Genomic DNA, 17,685 nt, shown 5'->3' with positions numbered 1-17,685 from the left:
CACGGCCGGTCAGTGCAGGATGCTGACGGCCCGGGCGATCACGAGGAGCGAGGTGAACGGGGCGGAGACGCTCTGGATGCCCATCAGGAGCTTTGCGCGGGTCGACAGCGGCATCGTGTCGGTCGGGCTGAACGCCGTGGAGTTCGTGACGGACACGTAGAGGTAGTCCGCGAGGGTGGGGACCCAGTCCGACGTGCCGCTGGCGCCGTCGGCCACTTCCTGGATGGCGTCGTCGTTCTCGTCCTGCGAGAAGCGGAAATCCGCCAGGGGCAGGGCCGAGCGGGGCACCTGGATGCGGCTGACCGGGCCGCCGCGGTCTCGGCAGCCGTACTTCGCCCCTGCGTTCATGCCGCGGATGCCTGACGCTCGCCTGCGCACGCGTACGTGCCATACCGACTAAGCCTTCCGGTCGCCACCACCGAATGCGCCACGACGCCTGCGTCCTTCAGCGGTGCAGACCACCGGGCACCTCCAGCATCTACCCCGAGTACCGCTCTCCCCCGCCTGCCTGATCGCGGCGCGCGCGGTGGCGGCGGCGACCGCACAGCGGGAGTTGTCACTCGGGCGCCCCGAACCGGTGGCCGGCCGACCGAGGAGACCGGCGCTTACTGCTCTCCCCCGGCCGCCCATGTCCCGCGCCGCCGCACGGTCCGCCGCTCGATCACCGCAGCCCGCTGTCGGGCCGGTCCGCTTCGGCCTCGCTTCCCGCTGACACTGCGCCGCTTCCCCTGTCCGGCCCAATGACGGTGCGCCGGAGGGGCGGGGCGGCGTGGCGGGTGTGACCGTGGGGAGGAAAGCGCGGACCGCGAGAGGCGAGGAGCGAGCGTGGTGAACGGAGTCGGCGAGGGCGGTGCACCGCTCAGTGCCGTGGCGGACGCCGTGCTGTACGAGGGGTACCTGCTCTACCCGTACCGCCGGTCCTCGGCGAAGAACCGAGTCCGCTGGCAATTCGGCGTACTGCTGCCGAGGAACTGGGTGGAGCGGGACGGCCCGGTCACGCCCGGAATCTCCGGCTCCGCCGACTCCTGGTACCAGCAGACCGAGTGCCTGGTCCGGGCGCGGCACGAGGACGCCGCCGTACGGGTTCAGGTGCGGTACCTGCAGCTCCAGCACAAGCAGGTGGAGGCTGCCGACGGGGACGGGGGGCACCGCCCGGTCGAGTCGTTGCGGACGGCGGACGGCGTCACACACCTGTCCTTCGAGGAAGCGGTGCCCCGTGAGACCGAGGTGGTGCTGACCCTGGAGGAGCTTCTGCACGGCGGCCGGACCGTCGCGGTGGGGGCGCCGGCCGGTGGGGAGTATGAGCCGTTGCCCGCCCGAGCGGGGCGGACGGCGCGGCGACGCCGGGAGGTACGGGCCCAGGCGACGGTCGTGGCCGAGCCCCTGGCCCCGGAGCTGTACCGGTTGCGTGTGCGTACCGAGAACACCGACCGGGCGCCGGACCCGGCCGCCCCGCGCGGTGCGGTGCTGGGGCAGGCACTGCTCGCCACGCACACTCTTCTCGTCGGCGACGGCGTCGAGTTCGTGTCGCTGATCGATCCGCCGGCCGGCCTCGCGGAACAGGTGCGCGGCTGCCGCAACGCCTTCACCTTCCCGGTGCTCGGCGGGGCGCCGCAGCAGTCCGGCGGCGAGGAGGGGGCCACCGGCGCCTCCATGCTCTCCGCGCCGATCATCCTGCCGGACCATCCGCAGGTGGCGCCTGAGAGTCCCGGCGATCTGCACGACGCGGCGGAGATCGACGAGATCCTCACCCTGCGCACGATGCTGCTGACCGACGAGGAGAAGGCCGAGGCGCGGGCCACCGATCCGCGCGCGGCCCGGATCGTCGACCGTGTGGACACCATGCCTCAGGAGGTCTTCGCGCGGCTGCACGGCACCATTCGCTCCCTGGCCCCGGCCCGGTCTTCGGCCCAGGCCCCCGCTTCGGCCCGGCCGGCCTGGTGGCAGGAGGGCGGTGACGACGGCCTCTTCCCCATGACGGACACCGTGCCGGTGGACGGGGTGCCCGTGGGTGGCGGCAGCCGGGTGCGGCTGCGCCCGCGCGTCCGGGGCGCCGACGCCCAGGACATGTTCCTGGCCGGGCGGTCCGCCCGGGTCTCCGCGCTCTTCCACGACGTGGACGGCAGCGTCCACCTGGCCGTCACCGTGGACGACGACCCCGCCGCCGAACTGCACGGCTGGTACGGCCGGTTCCACTACTTCCGCCCCGACGAGGTCGAACCGCTCGCCGTCGCGGACGCACCGGATCAGGGCGGCCCGGCCCAGCCGCACTACCCGCGGCCCGCGCGCCCGGCCGACCGCCCCGAGAGGGGGCCGTCCGATGCACATGTCTGAGGGGTCCGCCGGGGCCACCGGCCGGCCGCCGGCCCTGGCGAACCCCCCGCACCGACCATCGCGGCCCCGTCGGCCGCGGCCTGAACGGTTTCCGAGACCGGCTGCAACGGAGGTCCAGAGATGACCACACAGAGCGGTACTACCGAAGTCGGCGGCGAGCCCGCCAGGGCCGAGGCCCGGGAGGGGTTCGACGAGATCACCATCCTGTGGATCTCGGAGGGCATGAGCTGCGACGGCGACACGGTGTCGCTGACCGCCGCGGGCCAGCCCTCCATCGAGGACGTCGTGCTCGGCCTCATCCCGGGGCTGCCGAAGGTGAACCTCGTCAACAAGGTGCTCTCGCCGAGCCTGGGCGGTGAGGACTTCCTCGCCCCCTACCGGGCGGCGGCGCGCGGTGAGCTGGAGCCGTTCATCCTCGTCATCGAGGGCTCGGTCCCGAACCAGAACATCATCGAGGGCGACGGCTACTGGACGTCGTTCGGCAACGACCCGGAGACGGGCCAGCCGCAGACACTCAACGAGTGGATCGACCAGCTGGCGCCCAGGGCCTGGGCGGTGGTCGCGGCCGGTACCTGTGCGACGTTCGGCGGTATCCACGCCATGGCGGGCAACCCGACGGGCTGCATGGGCCTCGCGGACTACCTGGGGTGGGAGTTCAAGGCTCGCTCGGGACTGCCGGTGGTCAACGTGCCCGGCTGTCCGATCCAGCCCGAGAACTTCATGGAGACCCTGATCTGGGTACTCCAGCACGCGGCCGGTGCCGCTCCCCCGCCGCCGCTGGACCACATGCTGCGTCCGCAGTGGCTGTTCGGCAAGACCGTGCACGAGGGCTGCGACCGGGGCGCCTACTACGAGCAGGCTGACTTCGCGAGGGACTACAACTCCCCCAAGTGCCAGGTGAAGGTCGGCTGCTGGGGTCCGGTCGTCAACTGCAACGTGCCCAAGCGCGGTTGGATGGCCGGCATCGGCGGCTGCCCGAACGTCGGCGGCATCTGCATCGGCTGCACGATGCCGGGCTTCCCCGACGCCTTCATGCCGTTCATGGACGAGCCCCCGGGCGGCACGCTGTCGACGATGGTGATCAGGCCGTACGGGGCGGTCATCCGCCGACTGCGCGGCCTGACCAACGACATGGTGAACCACGAGCCGAAGTGGCGCCACAACAAGCGCAAGCTGACCAGCGGTTACGACCCGCACTGGCGCGCGTGACATCCCCGGTGCCCGCGCCCGTCCCGCATCCCGCCACCCACCAGTCGAACCCGAACAGCGAGGGGCAGTACCGCAGATGACCACCACCGAGTCCCGGCCCACAGGACGCAAACCCGCCCAGCTCGTGGACATGTCCTGGGATCCGATCACCCGGATCATCGGCAACCTGGGGATCTACACGAAGATCGACTTCGCCAACCGGGAAGTCGTGGAGTGCCACAGCACCTCGTCGCTCTTCCGCGGCTACTCGGTGTTCATGAAGGGCAAGGACCCGCGGGACGCCGGCTTCATCACCTCGCGGATCTGCGGCATCTGCGGCGACAACCACACCACCTGCTCCAACTACGCCCAGCAGATGGCCTACGGCGTCAAGCCGCCGAAGCTGGCCGAGCACATCACCAACCTGGGCGAGGCGGCGGAGTACATCTTCGACCACACCATCTTCCAGGACAACCTGGTCTTCGTGGACTTCTGCGAGGCGATGGTCAAGGCCACGAACCCCAGCGTCCTGGCCCGCGCCGAGCGCACCGACGCACCCCGAGGCGACATCCACGGCTACCGGACCATCGCCGAGATCATGAAGGCCTTCAACCCCTTCGAGGGCGAGGTCTACAAGGAGGCGCTGAAGGTCAGCCGGATCACCCGGGAGATGTTCTGCCTGATGGAGGGGCGGCACGTGCACCCCTCCACGCTGTACCCGGGCGGGGTCGGCACGATGCCGCAGCCGAGCGTTTTCACCGACTATCTCAGCCGCCTGATGCGGGTCATCGACTTCATCAAGAAGGCGGTGGCGATGAACGACGACGTCTTCGACTTCTTCTACGAGGCCCTGCCCGGCTACGAGGAGGTCGGCAAGCGCCGCATCCTGCTGGGCTGCTGGGGCGCCTTCCAGAACCCGGACGTCGTCGACTACCGGTACGCGACGATGAACGAGTGGGGCAAGGCGATGTACGTCACCCCGGGCATCATCGTGGACGGCAAGCTGGTCACCAACAACCTCATCGACATCAACCTCGGCCTGCGCATCATGCTGGGCAGCTCGTTCTACGAGGACTGGGTCAACGAGGACCCCTTCGTCACCCACGACCCACTAGGCAACCCGGTCGACATGCGCCACCCGTGGAACCAGACCACCGTGCCGGTGCCGCAGAAGCGGGACTTCGAGGGCAACTACAGCTGGGTGATGAGCCCTCGCTGGTACCACCCGGAGACCGGTGACCACCTCGCCCTGGACACCGGTGGCGGCCCCCTCGCCCGGCTCTGGTCGACGGCCCTGAGCGGCCTGGTCGACACTCCGTACGTCAAGGCGACCGGCGGCGGTATCCGCATCACCCTGCCCAAGGGGGAGAAGCTGCCGGAGACCACCCTGGAGTGGCGCATCCCGAAGTGGAGCAACACCCTGGAGCGGGACCGCGCCCGGCCGTACTTCATCGCCTACGCCGCCGCCATGGCCCTGCAGTTCCTGGAGGAGGCCATGGGCATGCTCAGGAGCGGCGACACGAAGGTGTACGAGAACTTCGAGGTGCCGGACGAATCGATCGGCTGTGGCTTCCACGAGGCCGTACGCGGCGTCCTCTCGCACCACCTGGTGATCCGGGACAAGAAGATCGCCAACTACCACCCGTACCCGCCCACCCCGTGGAACGCCAGCCCCCGCGACATCTACGGCACCCCGGGACCGTACGAGGACGCCGTCCAGGGCCAGCCGATCTTCGAGGAGAACGGGCCCGACGACTTCAAGGGCGTCGACATCATGCGCACGGTCCGCAGCTTCGACCCCTGTCTGCCGTGCGGCGTCCACATGTACATGGGCAAGGGCAAGACCCTGACCACCGTGCACTCGCCGACGTACGGAGCCGACCATGGCTGACATCGCCGTACGGCTGGCGGACCCGGCGGTGGAGGCGCGGCTCGCCCGCCTGGACGAGGTGCTCGCCGGACTGGAGTCCGCTCCCGGACCGGCCATGGAAGCGGTGCGGCTGCTGACCGAGGTCTACGGCGAGGCCCTGGCCCGGGTGCTGGACCACGCGGCGCAGCCGCTGCGGGAGACGCTGGCGGACGACGAGCTGCTCGGTCACCTGCTGGTACTGCACGACATCCACCCCGAGCCGCCGGAGCGCCGGGCCGAACGCGCGGTCCAGAAGCTGCGGCCGGCGGTCCGTGAACGCGGCGGCGATCTGGTGTGGGCCGGCGTCGAGGGGCAGGTGGCGCGGGTCCGGCTGGACAGCGGCGGCGGCTGCGGTTCGGGATGCGGCGGTGGATCGGCGGGCGTCGTCGACGCCGTGCGGGCCGCCGTCCTCGCCGTGGCCCCGGAGCTGGAATCGGTCGAGGCGGTCACCGAGGGGCGCAGGGCGGCTCCGGCGTTCGTACCGCTGAGCACGATCAGGCGCCGGGCCCTGCCCGAGGAGGCACGGTGAGCGTGGACGGGGCGCTCGCCCGGGTGATCCGCTCCACCGCCGGCCGTGCGGAGCCGGCTGCGACCGAGCGCTGCGAGCTGTGCGCCGCCCAGGTGAGCGAGGAGCACCCCCACCTGTACGACACCGGTGCCGCCGAGGTGCGGTGCGTGTGCCGGCCCTGCTCGGTGCTGTTCGCCGACGACGGCGCGGGCGAGGGCCGCTACCGGCTCGTGCCCCGGCGCCGACTGCGGCTGCCCCCGGTCGACACCGGGGTGCTGGGTGTGCCGGTGGGGCTGGTGTTCTTCGTGCCACGCGCCGACGGCACGGTCACCGCGCAGGGACCGAGCCCGGCCGGGGCCATGCGCTGGGAGGTGGACGCGGCGGCCTGGCGGCGCCTGGCCGCCTCGGTTCCACAGCTGGCCGCCATGGCACCGGATGTGGAGGCGCTGCTGGTGAACACCGTACGCGGACTCGACGAACACTGGATCGTGCCGGTCGACGACTGCTTCCGGATGACCGCCCTGGTCCGCCGTGAGTGGCAGGGCCTCTCCGGTGGCGGCCGGGTCTGGCCGGCCGTAGAACAGTTCTTCAGGGAGCTGACCGAGCGACGTTGAGGACCGAAAGGAGATCGGACATGGGAAGCATCCGGGTGGGCCGGCCCCAGGCCAGGCCCGACACCCCCTCCCACGTGCGCGGACTGCACCAGGGCAACTGGGGTCCGTACAAGCGCCAGACCGGACATCACCAGGACGGCACCTCCGACGCGCGCCGCTCCACCGGTATCCACTGGAAACGGCATGACGCCCTGGTGAAGGACATGCCGAACATCTCACCGGGATGAGAGAGCGGAAGTGACGCCATGAAGGCCATGAAGGCCATGAACGCGATGAACGCGATGAACACAGCCGGGCGAAGAAGAAGGACCGGGCGGCGGGGTCTGTCGGGACGGCAGCTGCTCGCTGCGCAGGGCGCGCTGGCGGGCAGCGTGATGGCGGCCCTGATCGTCAAGGAACTCCCGGGAATCGTCAGGGAGTTGCGGATCTACCGGATGACCGGGGGGCTGCGCGCCCGCCACCGGTACCCCTGAGGCCGGCATGCACGAGCTGTCGATCGCGACCGCGATCGTGGAGCAGGCCGGGGAGATCGCGCGCGCGGACGGCGCTGACGGTGTGGCGTCGGTGACGGTCCGCGTCGGAGAGCTCGCGGGTGTGGTGCCGGACGCGTTGCACTTCGCCTTCGAGGTGGCCCGTGACGGCACGGCCCTCGCGGGGGCCCGGTTGGTGGTGGAGCAGGTGCCCGCGCACGCCTGGTGCGGTGAGTGTGCCGAGGAGTTCGCGGTCGGCATGCCCCCGTTCTTCTGGTGCCCGCGCTGCGACCGGCCGTCACGGGAGCTGCGCAGGGGGCGTGAGCTGGAGATCACCGGCGTCGAGACCTGAGCCGTGGGACGCGATCGGCCCCGCCTTCGCGGCGGGGCCGATGTCCGTGGGGGGACGGGTCAGCAGATACGCGGCAGCTGCTCGCCCAGGGGGAGGTCGAGCACCCGGGTGCCGCCGAGTCCGGTGGCGACCACCACCATGCCCGGGTGGTCGGCCACGCACTCGCCGATCAGGGCGGCTCCGGCGCCCTGCGGGTGGGCGCGCATCGCCCCCAGCACGGCGTCGGCGTGCCCGGGGGGTACGAAGGCGACGAGCCGGCCCTCGTTGGCGACGTACAGCGGGTCGAGGCCGAGGAAGCCGCAGGCGTTGGCGACCTCGTCGGGGACCGGGAGGGCCCGCTCGCGCAGCCGGACACCGGTACCGGAGGCGCGGGCGATCTCGTTGAGGGACGCGCCGAGGCCGCCGCGGGTGGGGTCGCGCAGGACGTGGATGTCCTGGGTGACCGCCAGCATGGTGGCCACGAGGTCTGCCAGGGGTGCGGTGTCGGATGCGATCTCCACCCCGAACTCCAGGCCCTCGCGCACGCTCATGACCGCCACTCCGTGCAGGCCGATGGGCCCGCTGACGATGACGGCGTCGCCCGGCCGGGCCCGCTGCGGGCGGATGTCGACGCCGTCGGGCACGAGCCCGACGCCTGCGGTGGTGATGTAGATGCCGTCGCCGTGCCCGGACTCCACGACCTTGGTGTCGCCGGTGGCGACGGTGACACCCGCGGCCTCGGCCGCCGCGCCGACGGCCCGTGCGACGCGTTCCACGACCGCCAGTTCCACGCCCTCTTCGAGGATGAAGGCGGTGGAGAGGTACGCGGGCCGAGCGCCGCTCATCGCGAGGTCGTTGACGGTGCCGTTGACGGCCAGGTCGCCGACGCAGCCACCGGGGAAGAACAGCGGCCGTACGACGTAGGAGTCGGTGGAGAAGGCCAGCCGGGTGCCGCCCAGGCCGAGGACGGCGGAGTCGGTGAGGGCGGCGAGGGTGGGGTTGCCGTAGGCGGGCGCGAAGATCTGCTCGATCAGTTCGGCGGACAGGGCGCCACCGCCGCCGTGGCCCATGACGACGACCGGCTGGTCGCGCAGGGGGGCGGGGCAGGTCCAGCTGGCGGGGTCGACGACCGGTCCGGTCGCCTCCACCGCTTCTGTGGCGAGATCAGCCAACGGGGTTCATCTCCTCGCGGGGGACACGGGATCCCTGCCGGGCCGGGCCGTCGGTCATGCGGCGGTAGAGGTAGTAGGCGGCGCAGGCGCCCTCGTTGGAGACCATGGTGGCGCCGAGCGGGGTGCGCGGGGTGCAGGCCGTGCCGAACGCCTCGCACTCGGTCGGCTTGATGAGCCCCTGCAGGACCTCGCCGGCCCGGCACACGGCGGGCTCCTCGGTGCGGATGCCGGTGACGTCGAAGCGGTGTTCGGCGTCGTAGGCGCGGAAGGCGTCCGTCAGCCGCCAGCCGCTGGCCGGGATGGGTCCGATGCCGCGCCAGTTGCGGTCGGCGACCTCGAACACCTCCTCCAGCATGCGCAGGGCCGCCGGGTTGCCCCGCTCGCGTACGGCCCTGGGGTAGGCGTTCTCCACCCGGTGCTCGCCGCGTTCCAGTTGATGGACGGCGCGGCGGATGCCCTCCAGGATGTCGAGCGGTTCGAAACCGGTCACCACGATCGGCACGCGGTGCTTCGCGGCCAGGTCCGGGTACTCGGCGGTGCCCATCACGCTGCACACGTGACCGGCGGCGAGGAAGCCCTGCACCCGGCAGCGGGGGGCCGTCATGATGGCCTCGATCGCCGGGGGGACGCGGACGTGGGACACCAGCAGGCTGAAGTTGTCCAGGCCGAGGCGGCGGGCCTGGTGCACGGCCATGGCGTTGGCGGGCGCGGTCGTCTCGAAGCCGATCGCGAAGAACACGACCTGGCGGCCGGGGTTCTTGCGGGCGAGGTCGAGCGCGTCGAGCGGTGAGTACACCACGCGGACGTCGCCGCCCTCGCCCTTGACCCGGAACAGGTCGCGGTCGGTGCCCGGCACGCGCAGCATGTCACCGAAGGAGCAGAAGATCACGCCGGGACGGGCGGCGATCTCCAGGGCCTTGTCGATGACCTCCAGCGGCGTCACACACACCGGGCAGCCGGGGCCGTGGATCAACTCCACCTGTTCCGGCAGGAGCTGGTCGATGCCGTGGCGGATGATGGAGTGCGTCTGGCCGCCGCAGACCTCCATCAGCGCCCAGGGCCGGGTGGCGGTGGCCCGGATCTCGTCCAGCAGCCGGCGGGCCAGCGCCGGGTCGTTGAACTCGTCGATGTACTTCATCGGACGTCACTTCCGTTCTCCTGCCGGGCGGCCTGTTCCCAGGCGTCGCCGAACTCCTCCTCGAGCAGCCCCAGTTGCTCGAACAGCTCCAGGGACGCCCGGGCCGACTCCTCGTCGAGTCGCTGCAGCGCGAATCCGACGTGGACGATGACGTACTCCCCCACCTGGACGTCGGGCAGGTACTCCAGGCACGCCTGTTTCTGCACTCCGCCGAAGTCGATCAGTCCGGTGAGGGGGTCGGCGCACTGGTCGATGGACACGACCTTGCCGGGCACTGCCAGACACATGGGTCACTCCGTCTCGTGGTGGTGGGCTGTTCCGGCGACCATCAGCTGGCCGAGTGCCAGTCCCCCGTCGTTCGGGGGGACCTCGCCGTGCCGCAGGACCGTGAAGCCGTCCTGCGTGAGCCGGACGGCGCACTCCTGCTCCAGCAGGGCGTTGGCGAAGACGCCTCCGGTGAGGGCGACGGTGGCCAGGCCGGTCGCGGTGCGGGCGCGGTGGCAGATCTCCGTGACGGCCCGCGCGACTCCGCGGTGGAAGCGGGCCGCGAGGACCGGGACGGGGGTGCCGCGGGCCTGGTCGTGCAGGAGGGCCGTCAGCATCGGCGCGGGGTCGCAGCCGAGGCTGTCCCCACCACTGAGGCCGAAGGGGTACGCCACGGTGTCCGAGCCGCCGGCCTCCAGCGCGGCCGCCTCCAGTTCCGCCGCGGCCTGCGCCTCGTAGCCCGCCCGGTGGCACACGCCCACGAGTGAGGACACCGCGTCGAAGAGCCGCCCCATGCTGGAGGTGGGCACACAGGCCACCTGGCGTTCCAGCTGCCGGCGCAGGACCGCGCGTTCGGTGTCCGAGCAGGCGGTGACGCTCGGCAGCCCGGGTGTCCAGGGCAGCCCCGCCGCCCACAGCCGGGCCAGGGCCAGCCGGCACGGGTTGGCCACGCCGGCGTCCCCGCCCGGCAGGGGGGCAGGGACCAGGTGGGCGAAGCGCCGGTATCGGTTGTAGTCGGCGAGCAGGACCTCCCCGCCCCACACCGTGCCGTCGTCGCCGTGACCGGTGCCGTCGAAGGCGACTCCGATCACGGGTGTGGTGCCGTCGAGGCCGTGCTCGGCCATCGCTGAGGCGATGTGGGCGTGGTGGTGCTGGACGAGCACCGGTGCGGGCAGCCCCAGTCCGGCGGCCCGGGCGCGGGCGCGCCGTACCGAGTGGTAGCCGGGGTGCCGGTCGGCCGCCACCCGGCGCGGGGTGACGCCGGTCAGGCCGGCCAAGTGCCGTTCGGCCCGCTCGGCGGCCTCCAAGGTGGCCAGCTCGCCCATGTCGCCGATGTGCGGGCCGAGCCAGGCGTGCTCGCCCTCGCCCAGGCAGGGCACGTTCTTGAGGTCTCCGCCGACGGCGAGCGTGGGGCGCACCGGGCGCGGCAGGCGCAGTGGGCGGGGGACGTATCCGCGGGAGCGGCGCAGCACCTGTTCGGTGCCGTCGGGGCGGACCCGGAGCAGGGAGTCGTCGCAGAAGGCGGCGATGGGCCGGTCGTGGCCGAGCCAGGCGTCGGCGAGTCCGGCCAGCCGGGTCAGCGCCTCGGCGTCGTCGGTGACGATGGGCTCACCGGAGCGGTTGCCGCTGGTCATGACCAGCGTCCGGGGGCCGGGGGGATCATCGGGAAGTCCGAACAGCAGGGTGTGCACCGGGGTGTAGGGCAGCAGCAGGCCGATGTACGGGCTGCCCGGACAGACCTGATCGGCGAGGCGGAGGCCGTCCGGGGGTGTGCGGCGGCGCAGAAGGACGATGGGGCGGCGGGCGGAGGTGAGGGCGGCGCGTTCCGCGTCGGAGAGGAGGGCGATCCGCTCGGCTGTGGCCAGGTCGGCGCACATCACCGCGAATGCCTTCTCCCCCCGCTCCTTGCGGTCGCGCAGGGCACCCACCGCCCGGGGGTCGGTGGCGTCGCAGGCCAGATGGTAGCCGCCGACGCCCTTGACGGCGACGATCCGCCCGGCGGCGAGCAGCGCCCGTGCCGTCGCGAGCGCCTCCGCGTCCCGGGCCGAGCGGATCCCGAGGCCCTCGGCCCGGGTGAGTACGAGGCGCGGGCCGCAGTCGGGGCAGGCGACGGGCTGGGCGTGGAAGCGCCGGTCGGCCGGGTCACCGTACTCGTGGGCGCAGGAGGGGCACATGGGGAAGCCGGCCATGGTGGTGGCCACGCGGTCGTAGGGCATGCCGGTGGCGATGGTGAAGCGGGGGCCGCAGTGGGTGCAGGTGGCGAAGGGGTGACGGTGGCGGCGGTCGCCGGGGTCGGCCACTTCGCGCAGGCAGTCGGCGCAGGTCGCGGTGTCGGGCGGGAGCTGGGTGCGTCCCGCGGCCCGCTCGGTGGAGCGGATGGTGAACGGGCCGGTCTCGCCAGTGGCGGGCAGGGGGACGCCTTCGACCTCGGTGACGGTGGCCAGGGGCGGCGGCTGAGCGGCCAGCAGCGCACAGAAGCGGTCCACCTCGTCCGCCGGGCCCTCGATTTCGATGAGCACGCCGTCGCCGGTGTTGCCGACGAAGCCGCTCAGGCCGATCGCGGCGGCGAGGCGGTGCACGTGCGGGCGGAAGCCGACGCCCTGGACGGTGCCGCGTACGGTGAGCCGACGACGGACCAGTCCGGTTGCGGGGGCGGTCATGCTACGGGTGCGGCCGGGGTGTGGTGGTGGCCGTGCGGGTGCGGCGCGAGGGGCGGCCGGTGCGCCGGGGCGCCGTCGCGGGCGGCGAGGGAACGCTCCAGCAGGGTGCCGACGCCGGCGCCGGTGCGGGCGCAGGTTCGTACGATCTCCACGCCCGGGTTGACCCGGCGCACGTTCTCGTGGAAGAGGCTCTCGTCGAAGCCGGCCGGTCCGGCGAGGTCGGTCTTGGTGATGACGACCAGATGGGCGGAGCCGAACGCGGTGGGGTACTTCAGCGGCTTGTCCTCGCCCTCGGTGACGGCCATCAGCACGATCCGCAGGGTCTCTCCTAGGTCGTAGGAGGCCGGACAGACCAGGTTGCCGAGGTTCTCCACGAAGAGGACGGAGGTCTCCGGCGGCAGCCAGTCCTCGAGCCTGGCCCGGACCTGGCGGGCCTCCAGGTGGCACAGGCCGTCGGTGAGCAGTTGCTGGACTGGGGCGCCGGAGCGGGCCAGCCGGGTGGCGTCGTTCTCGGTGGCCAGGTCTGCGGTGAGGGCGGCCACCGGCACGCCTTGCTCCACCGCGCGGGCCAGCACCCGGCCGAGCAGTTCGGTCTTGCCGCTGCCGGGACTGGACAGCAGGTTGACCACGGTCACGCCCTGTCGGGCGAGCTCGCCGCGCAGGGCCGCGGCCAGGTCGTCGTTCTTCGCCAGGACTGCCTGTCTGACGTCGGACCCGCACATGGGCGCTGCTCCTCGCATAGGGGACGGAGTCCGGGCCGCCTTCCGTGCGGCCCGGGGTCTCATCGATCTTCGGCGCCGCCTGGCGCGGTGCCGGGCAGCGCAGCCGTGCGCGGGGTCCCGGATTCCATCGGGCGGCCCAACGGGGGCAGCGGTGCGGCGGGATCCTCGAGCAGTGCGGGCAGGAGCGCGTGCAGAGCGTCCACGGCCCGGCCGACTGCTTCGCGCACCGTCGCACTGAGTCCCGGCAGGAGGTCGTCGTCGCTCGGCAGGACGGCGGGTTCGCAGGCCAGGACGAGGACCCGGGGCAGTGGCTCGTCGCCCAGGTGGGTGGCCAGGGCCAGCACCTTCGCCGGGTCCATGCCGTGAGCCTCGGGCGGGACGGTGCCGTCCGGGGGTTCGGCCTCGATCAGGGAGAGGGTGCCGGGGCGGTGGCCGCGCGGGGCCGCGTCGACCAGGACGGCGGTCGCGTAGCCGGACAGCAGGTCGTAGGCGAGGTCCATGCCGCGGATGCCGTAGTCGCGGACCCGGACCCCGGGCGGCAGGGGGCGGTCTTCGAGGGCGCGGATCACCTCGGGGCCGAAGGCGTCGTCGGCGAGGAAGATGTTCCCCACACCGGCCACCAGTAGCCGCGGCGTCACCGGAGGTCTCCGCCGGCCGGGGCGAGGGGCCGGTGCGAGCCTCCCGGCGTCTTGCGGACGAAGGCGGAGCGCAGGGCGTGGTAGGGGGCCTCGGGGTCGAAGAAGAGGGCGTGCATGCGGGCCAGTTCGTCCTCCCGGTAGCGGGCGAGGGGCCGCTGCCGTTCGTCGGCCGTGCGGGCCGCAGCCTTCTCGGCGAGGAGGCGGTCCAGGTCGGCGGTGGCGGCGAGGTCGGTGGCCAGCCGAGCGACCTCGGCCGCGAAGTCCTGGGGTGTGGCGGGTACCAGCCGGTCCACGAGCCCGATCCGCCGGGCGGTCGCCGAGCTGACCGGCAGCGCCTCGTCCGTCAGCCGGCCGGCCCGCTCCGTGCCGACGCGGCGCGGCAGGGTGTAGGTCCAGAACTCAGAGCCGTACAGGCCCATTCGGCGGTAGTGCGGATTGAGGACGACGCCGGTGCGGCACCACACCTGGTCGGCGGCGAGGGCGAGCATGGCGCCGCCGGCCGCGGCGTTGCCGGCGAGCGCGGCCACCACCAGCCGGTCGGTGGTGCGCAGCACGGCCTCGACCAGGTCGTCCATTGCGTTGAGGTTGGTCCAGGACTCCTGGGCCGGGTCGGGGGCCGCCTCGATGACGTTGAGGTGGATGCCGTTGGAGAAGAAGTCCCGCGGCCCGCCGAGGACGAGGACGCGGGTGGGCCGGCTGAGCGCCTCCCGGTAGGCGGCGAGCAGTCGGCGGCACTGGGCGGTGCTCATCGCGCCGCCCGGGAAGGAGAAGGCGAGGAAGCCGACGTCACCCTGCTGCCGGTAGCGGATGTCGGTCCAGGTGCGCCGCTCGGGCGGCAGTTCCAGCGGGGCGGGGTCCTCGGGAAGCCCGGGACCGGCTTGCCAGGAGGCGAGCACGTCGGCGGCCGGCCGGCGGAAGGGCGTGGGGTCGCCGGAGTTCTTGCGGGGGCGCAGTTCCGGGATCCAGACGGCGCCGTCGCGGGTGGCGCGGCAGACGGCGCCCGCGCGCTGGGCCAGCAGGGTGCCTGGGCGGCCGCGCAACCGGTCTTCGGGGTGGCCGCCGTGCAGGAACACCTCGTGACCGAGGAGTTCGTCCAGGACGCCGGGCTGGGAGTCGGCGCTGCGGAGCATGCGCAGGACCGTCTCGGTGTCGTCCCTCTCCCAGTCGATCCGCCGCCGTTCCTGCCGGATGACGTCGCGCCGGACGACGGTGACCGACTCGTCGGTCTGCGCCAGCGGCTTGTGCCCGCCTTCGCCGTAGCGCCGTACGGCCGTCAGTACGGCGGTGACGGCGGCGTCGGACGCCTCGTTGCGGTACAGGTCGCTCTTGCCGACGGGCGGGACGGGGAACGGCTCGGCCGCCCAGATCGGGCCCGCGTCCATGACCGCCTCGGCCTGGAGCACGGTCACGCCCCACCGCTCCGCCCGGCCGGAGACGGCCCAGTCCAGCGATGAGGGGCCGCGGTCGCCGGGCGGGCCGGGGTGGACGATCAGACAGGTGTGTTCCCGCCATACGTCCTCGGGCAGCGCGGTCTTGAGCATCGGCGCGACGATCAGATCCGGGTGCAGCTCGCGCACGGCTGCCCGGACCGGGTCGGGGCCGTGCGCGGCCAGGACGACGTCGACCTGGTGCCCGTGGTCCGACAGTTCGGCGTACAGACGCTGGGAGAGACTGTTGAACGCGCTCGCGACGAGCAAGATGTCCATGACACGGCATGCTCGTCCCTCTTCGGGGGGCAGTGAAGAACCGCGTCGGCGTTTCTCCGGCCTCGGTCAGGTCTCTTCCTCCATCCGGATGGCATGGCGCAGGTCCTCGAACGCCTGGCCCCGCTCCTCCCGGTGCGCCTCCAGCAGGGCCGCGGCGATCGCGTCGAGCTTGCGCTGGACGGCGTGCTCGGCACGCATCTCGGCGTTCTTCAGCAGGGCCAGCAGCAGGAGTGTGACCGCCGTCATGGCCTCGCCCGAGAGCAGCCGCAGCTCGAGTGACAGGTGGGCGGCGTGGGCGGCGACGAAGAAGCCGATGAGCAGCAGGCAGAAGAGGAAAAACGCCGGGGAGCTGGTGAAGTTCGAGGCGTACTCGGCGAACTGTTCGAACCGGCCGCGGCGGGAGCCGCCACGGTGCACGGGGTTCTTGAAGGTCATGCCCGAGTCTTTCCCCGCGGCGGGCCCCCGGCGCACGGCCTGAGGGGTGGGGCTCCGGCGCGCGGCCCGGACGGCTGCGGCACGCCCGAAGGGGGATGGAGGGCCGACCCGAAGGTGAGGCGGCCGCGGGGCCGCCGGTGGTGCAGCTCGGTCACGGGGGCCGGCATGTCGGGATGGCGGAGCAGGGCGGCTGCGCGGCGGAGGTCACCGTCGCCGGGGGCGAGCAGCCGGCGGAACTCGGCCGCCGTCTCCGTGCCGTGGTCCGTGTCGGCGAGCGCCCGTGCAAGGAGATCGAGGTCCACGCCGCGTGCACCGGACGCCCAGCTCACCGTCGCCGACCACGCGCGGCTGCTGCCGGGCTTCGCCTTGCCACAACCCGTAGACCGAGCGGGACGTGCACGGCCTCACCGCCGGCTTCGGCATACGGCGCCGGCGGGCGAGGACGCCCGCACCACGCCGATCACCGCTCGGCGTGAGTGACCGGCACGGACACGGCCAGACCACCGCCTGACCGTGCACGCGCCCAGGTGCCCTGTCAGTGCCCTGGGCAGTCCCACCGGGTCACCGGTCGCGTAGTCCGGGCTCGCTCGTACGGCCGCGGCGAGGGCCGAACGTTCCAGAGTGCCGCGGCGCCCGGCGTACAGGGAGGACCTGATGTACCAGTCACCCTTGCTGATCGAGCGCTGCGAGCAACTGGCTCGCACGTCCGTCCGCCGCGGCGAAGGCGAGATGGTCGTGGTAGTCGCGGGTCTCGGTGATCAGGCCGTCCCTGACGCGCAGGACCTGGATATTGGCTGTGCGGAAGGTGCGGCCAGTGGCGGGGTACAGGCCCTCGTAGTCGAACTCGGCGATCACCACTTCGGGGTCGTCGGTCTCGTGGATGCGGATGTTCTCGGTACGCAGGCGAATCGCGTCAGAGGCCTCCAGGGCGTCGAAGCGCTTACGGAGCTCCGCCCGGCCGTGGATACGGCGCGGGGGCACCGGCGAGAAGACGATCTCCACCTCGGCGTCCTCCGCGTAGAGCGCGGGGAGTTCGCTCCACTTGCCCGCCGAGATGAGACCCGTCAACTGCCCGAAGACCTCGCGGGGAGTAGCTGGTGCAGACATGGCTGACCTCCGCAGTCCCGCCGCCTATAATCGGATAGGCGACTCCGGTTCCGACGATACGGATACGCGACTCCGTTTGTCCAGGCATGATGAGGACCACTTGACGACAGACCAGACTCCCCCCGCCCCAGGTGCGAAGCCCCTGCGCGCCGACGCACGGCGCAACCGCGCGCGGCTGCTGGAGGTCGCTGAGGCGGTCTTCACCGAGCGGGGCATCGGCGCGTCGACGGAGGAGATCGCCCGGGAGGCGAAGGTCGGCATCGCCACCGTGTTCAGGCATTTCCCCACCAAGGAAGCACTGCTCGAAGCGGTGCTCGTCCGGCGATTGGAACGGCTGGCCGAGGAGGGGCGACGCCTGATGGCCGAGACCGGGCCGGCGTCCGCTCTCTTCGCGTTCTTCGACCTGGTACTGGATCAGTCTCCGGTCAAGAATGCCTTCGCTGCGGCGCTCGCGGACGCGGGAGTCGATGTGCGGGCCGCCACCTCTGAGGCCGGGCGTGCCCTGCGCGAGGCGCTCACCGCGCTCCTCGACGGGGCCCAGCAGGCTGGTGTGGTGCGACGGGACCTGGAGGTACCGGAGCTGACGGCGATCCTGGTAGGCACCTGCCGCATGCTGGAGCACCTGGACGGCCACCCGGAGTCCGCGAAGCGTGCCCGAGCGGTCGTCCGCGACGGTCTGAAGGCGGGCGCCGGGAGCCCGGGACGACTTCCTGCGCACGGGTGAGATGGCGGATGTCCTCCCCCGCCGCGACGTTGCTGGGCGCGCTG

General features: G+C 72.4%; 19 protein-coding genes. 9 read left to right on the top strand and 10 right to left on the bottom strand.

Annotated features, from left to right (window positions below; translation table 11 throughout):
* Positions 1–9 precede the first annotated feature (9 nt).
* Positions 10–348: a hypothetical protein gene (locus ACZ67Q_RS36795; RefSeq protein WP_471191132.1), complete on the bottom strand. Its 339-nt coding sequence runs from the start codon at positions 346–348 to the stop codon at positions 10–12.
* 477 nt (positions 349–825) lie between these two features.
* Here ACZ67Q_RS36795 and ACZ67Q_RS36790 point away from each other — a divergent pair, with 477 nt between their 5' ends.
* From ACZ67Q_RS36790 to hypA, 8 genes are all read left to right on the top strand, one after another.
* A complete protein-coding gene (locus ACZ67Q_RS36790; RefSeq protein WP_471191129.1) occupies positions 826–2,334 on the top strand; it encodes a hypothetical protein in 1,509 nt (502 codons plus the stop codon).
* A gap of 120 nt (positions 2,335–2,454) precedes the next feature.
* Positions 2,455–3,543, top strand: a complete 1,089-nt coding sequence (locus ACZ67Q_RS36785; protein ID WP_471191126.1) for an NADH-quinone oxidoreductase subunit B family protein — start codon at positions 2,455–2,457, stop codon at positions 3,541–3,543.
* Between the two features lie 76 nt (positions 3,544–3,619).
* Positions 3,620–5,413 carry a nickel-dependent hydrogenase large subunit gene (locus ACZ67Q_RS36780; RefSeq protein WP_471191123.1) on the top strand — a complete coding sequence of 598 codons (1,794 nt, stop codon included), beginning with the start codon at positions 3,620–3,622 and terminating at the stop codon, positions 5,411–5,413.
* Positions 5,406–5,960 carry a NifU family protein gene (locus tag ACZ67Q_RS36775; RefSeq protein ID WP_471191120.1) on the top strand — a complete coding sequence of 185 codons (555 nt, stop codon included), beginning with the start codon at positions 5,406–5,408 and terminating at the stop codon, positions 5,958–5,960. Before ACZ67Q_RS36780 ends, ACZ67Q_RS36775 begins: the two co-directional genes overlap by 8 nt.
* Complete coding sequence (locus ACZ67Q_RS36770) at positions 5,957–6,553, top strand: DUF5947 family protein (RefSeq protein WP_471191117.1); 597 nt, start codon at positions 5,957–5,959, stop codon at positions 6,551–6,553. Before ACZ67Q_RS36775 ends, ACZ67Q_RS36770 begins: the two co-directional genes overlap by 4 nt.
* A gap of 20 nt (positions 6,554–6,573) precedes the next feature.
* Positions 6,574–6,780 (top strand): hypothetical protein, encoded by a 207-nt coding sequence (locus ACZ67Q_RS36765; protein ID WP_471191115.1) that lies wholly within the window; start codon positions 6,574–6,576, stop codon positions 6,778–6,780.
* An 18-nt stretch (positions 6,781–6,798) separates the two neighbouring features.
* Positions 6,799–7,026: a hypothetical protein gene (locus tag ACZ67Q_RS36760; protein ID WP_471191112.1), complete on the top strand. Its 228-nt coding sequence runs from the start codon at positions 6,799–6,801 to the stop codon at positions 7,024–7,026.
* A 7-nt stretch (positions 7,027–7,033) separates the two neighbouring features.
* On the top strand, positions 7,034–7,375 hold the full coding sequence (gene hypA / locus ACZ67Q_RS36755) for a hydrogenase maturation nickel metallochaperone HypA (RefSeq protein ID WP_471191109.1): 342 nt from the start codon (positions 7,034–7,036) through the stop codon (positions 7,373–7,375).
* A 59-nt stretch (positions 7,376–7,434) separates the two neighbouring features.
* Here the strand turns inward: hypA and hypE are convergent, their stop codons facing one another.
* The 9 genes from hypE to ACZ67Q_RS36710 all read right to left on the bottom strand — a co-directional run bounded on the left by hypE (position 7,435) and on the right by ACZ67Q_RS36710 (position 16,917).
* Positions 7,435–8,526, bottom strand: coding sequence for a hydrogenase expression/formation protein HypE (gene hypE, locus ACZ67Q_RS36750; protein WP_471191106.1), 1,092 nt, complete (start codon positions 8,524–8,526; stop codon positions 7,435–7,437).
* Complete coding sequence (gene hypD, locus ACZ67Q_RS36745; RefSeq protein WP_471191104.1) at positions 8,519–9,664, bottom strand: hydrogenase formation protein HypD; 1,146 nt, start codon at positions 9,662–9,664, stop codon at positions 8,519–8,521. Before hypD ends, hypE begins: the two co-directional genes overlap by 8 nt.
* Entirely contained in the window at positions 9,661–9,951 is a 291-nt protein-coding gene (locus tag ACZ67Q_RS36740) for a HypC/HybG/HupF family hydrogenase formation chaperone (protein ID WP_471191101.1), read from the bottom strand. The genes hypD and ACZ67Q_RS36740 overlap by 4 nt, the downstream gene beginning before the upstream one ends.
* A gap of 3 nt (positions 9,952–9,954) precedes the next feature.
* On the bottom strand, positions 9,955–12,309 hold the full coding sequence (gene hypF / locus ACZ67Q_RS36735; protein ID WP_471191098.1) for a carbamoyltransferase HypF: 2,355 nt from the start codon (positions 12,307–12,309) through the stop codon (positions 9,955–9,957).
* On the bottom strand, positions 12,306–13,031 hold the full coding sequence (gene hypB, locus ACZ67Q_RS36730; protein WP_471191095.1) for a hydrogenase nickel incorporation protein HypB: 726 nt from the start codon (positions 13,029–13,031) through the stop codon (positions 12,306–12,308). The genes hypF and hypB overlap by 4 nt, the downstream gene beginning before the upstream one ends.
* Positions 13,032–13,090: 59 nt before the next feature.
* Positions 13,091–13,669, bottom strand: coding sequence for a hydrogenase maturation protease (locus ACZ67Q_RS36725; protein ID WP_471191092.1), 579 nt, complete (start codon positions 13,667–13,669; stop codon positions 13,091–13,093).
* Positions 13,666–15,375, bottom strand: coding sequence for an enoyl-CoA hydratase-related protein (locus ACZ67Q_RS36720; protein ID WP_471191089.1), 1,710 nt, complete (start codon positions 15,373–15,375; stop codon positions 13,666–13,668). The genes ACZ67Q_RS36725 and ACZ67Q_RS36720 overlap by 4 nt, the downstream gene beginning before the upstream one ends.
* A 66-nt stretch (positions 15,376–15,441) precedes the next feature.
* Positions 15,442–15,810, bottom strand: a complete 369-nt coding sequence (locus ACZ67Q_RS36715; RefSeq protein ID WP_471191086.1) for a low affinity iron permease family protein — start codon at positions 15,808–15,810, stop codon at positions 15,442–15,444.
* A 663-nt stretch (positions 15,811–16,473) separates the two neighbouring features.
* Positions 16,474–16,917 carry a nuclear transport factor 2 family protein gene (locus tag ACZ67Q_RS36710; protein WP_471191083.1) on the bottom strand — a complete coding sequence of 148 codons (444 nt, stop codon included), beginning with the start codon at positions 16,915–16,917 and terminating at the stop codon, positions 16,474–16,476.
* Between the two features lie 100 nt (positions 16,918–17,017).
* Here ACZ67Q_RS36710 and ACZ67Q_RS36705 point away from each other — a divergent pair, with 100 nt between their 5' ends.
* Positions 17,018–17,641, top strand: a complete 624-nt coding sequence (locus tag ACZ67Q_RS36705; RefSeq protein WP_471191080.1) for a TetR/AcrR family transcriptional regulator — start codon at positions 17,018–17,020, stop codon at positions 17,639–17,641.
* The last annotated feature ends 44 nt before the right edge of the window (positions 17,642–17,685 follow it).

The sequence above is a fragment of the Streptomyces sp. NPDC036813 genome (assembly GCF_055609245.1).
Note: the sequence above shows the minus strand (reverse complement) of the source record. Positions and strands in the feature narration are given on the sequence as shown.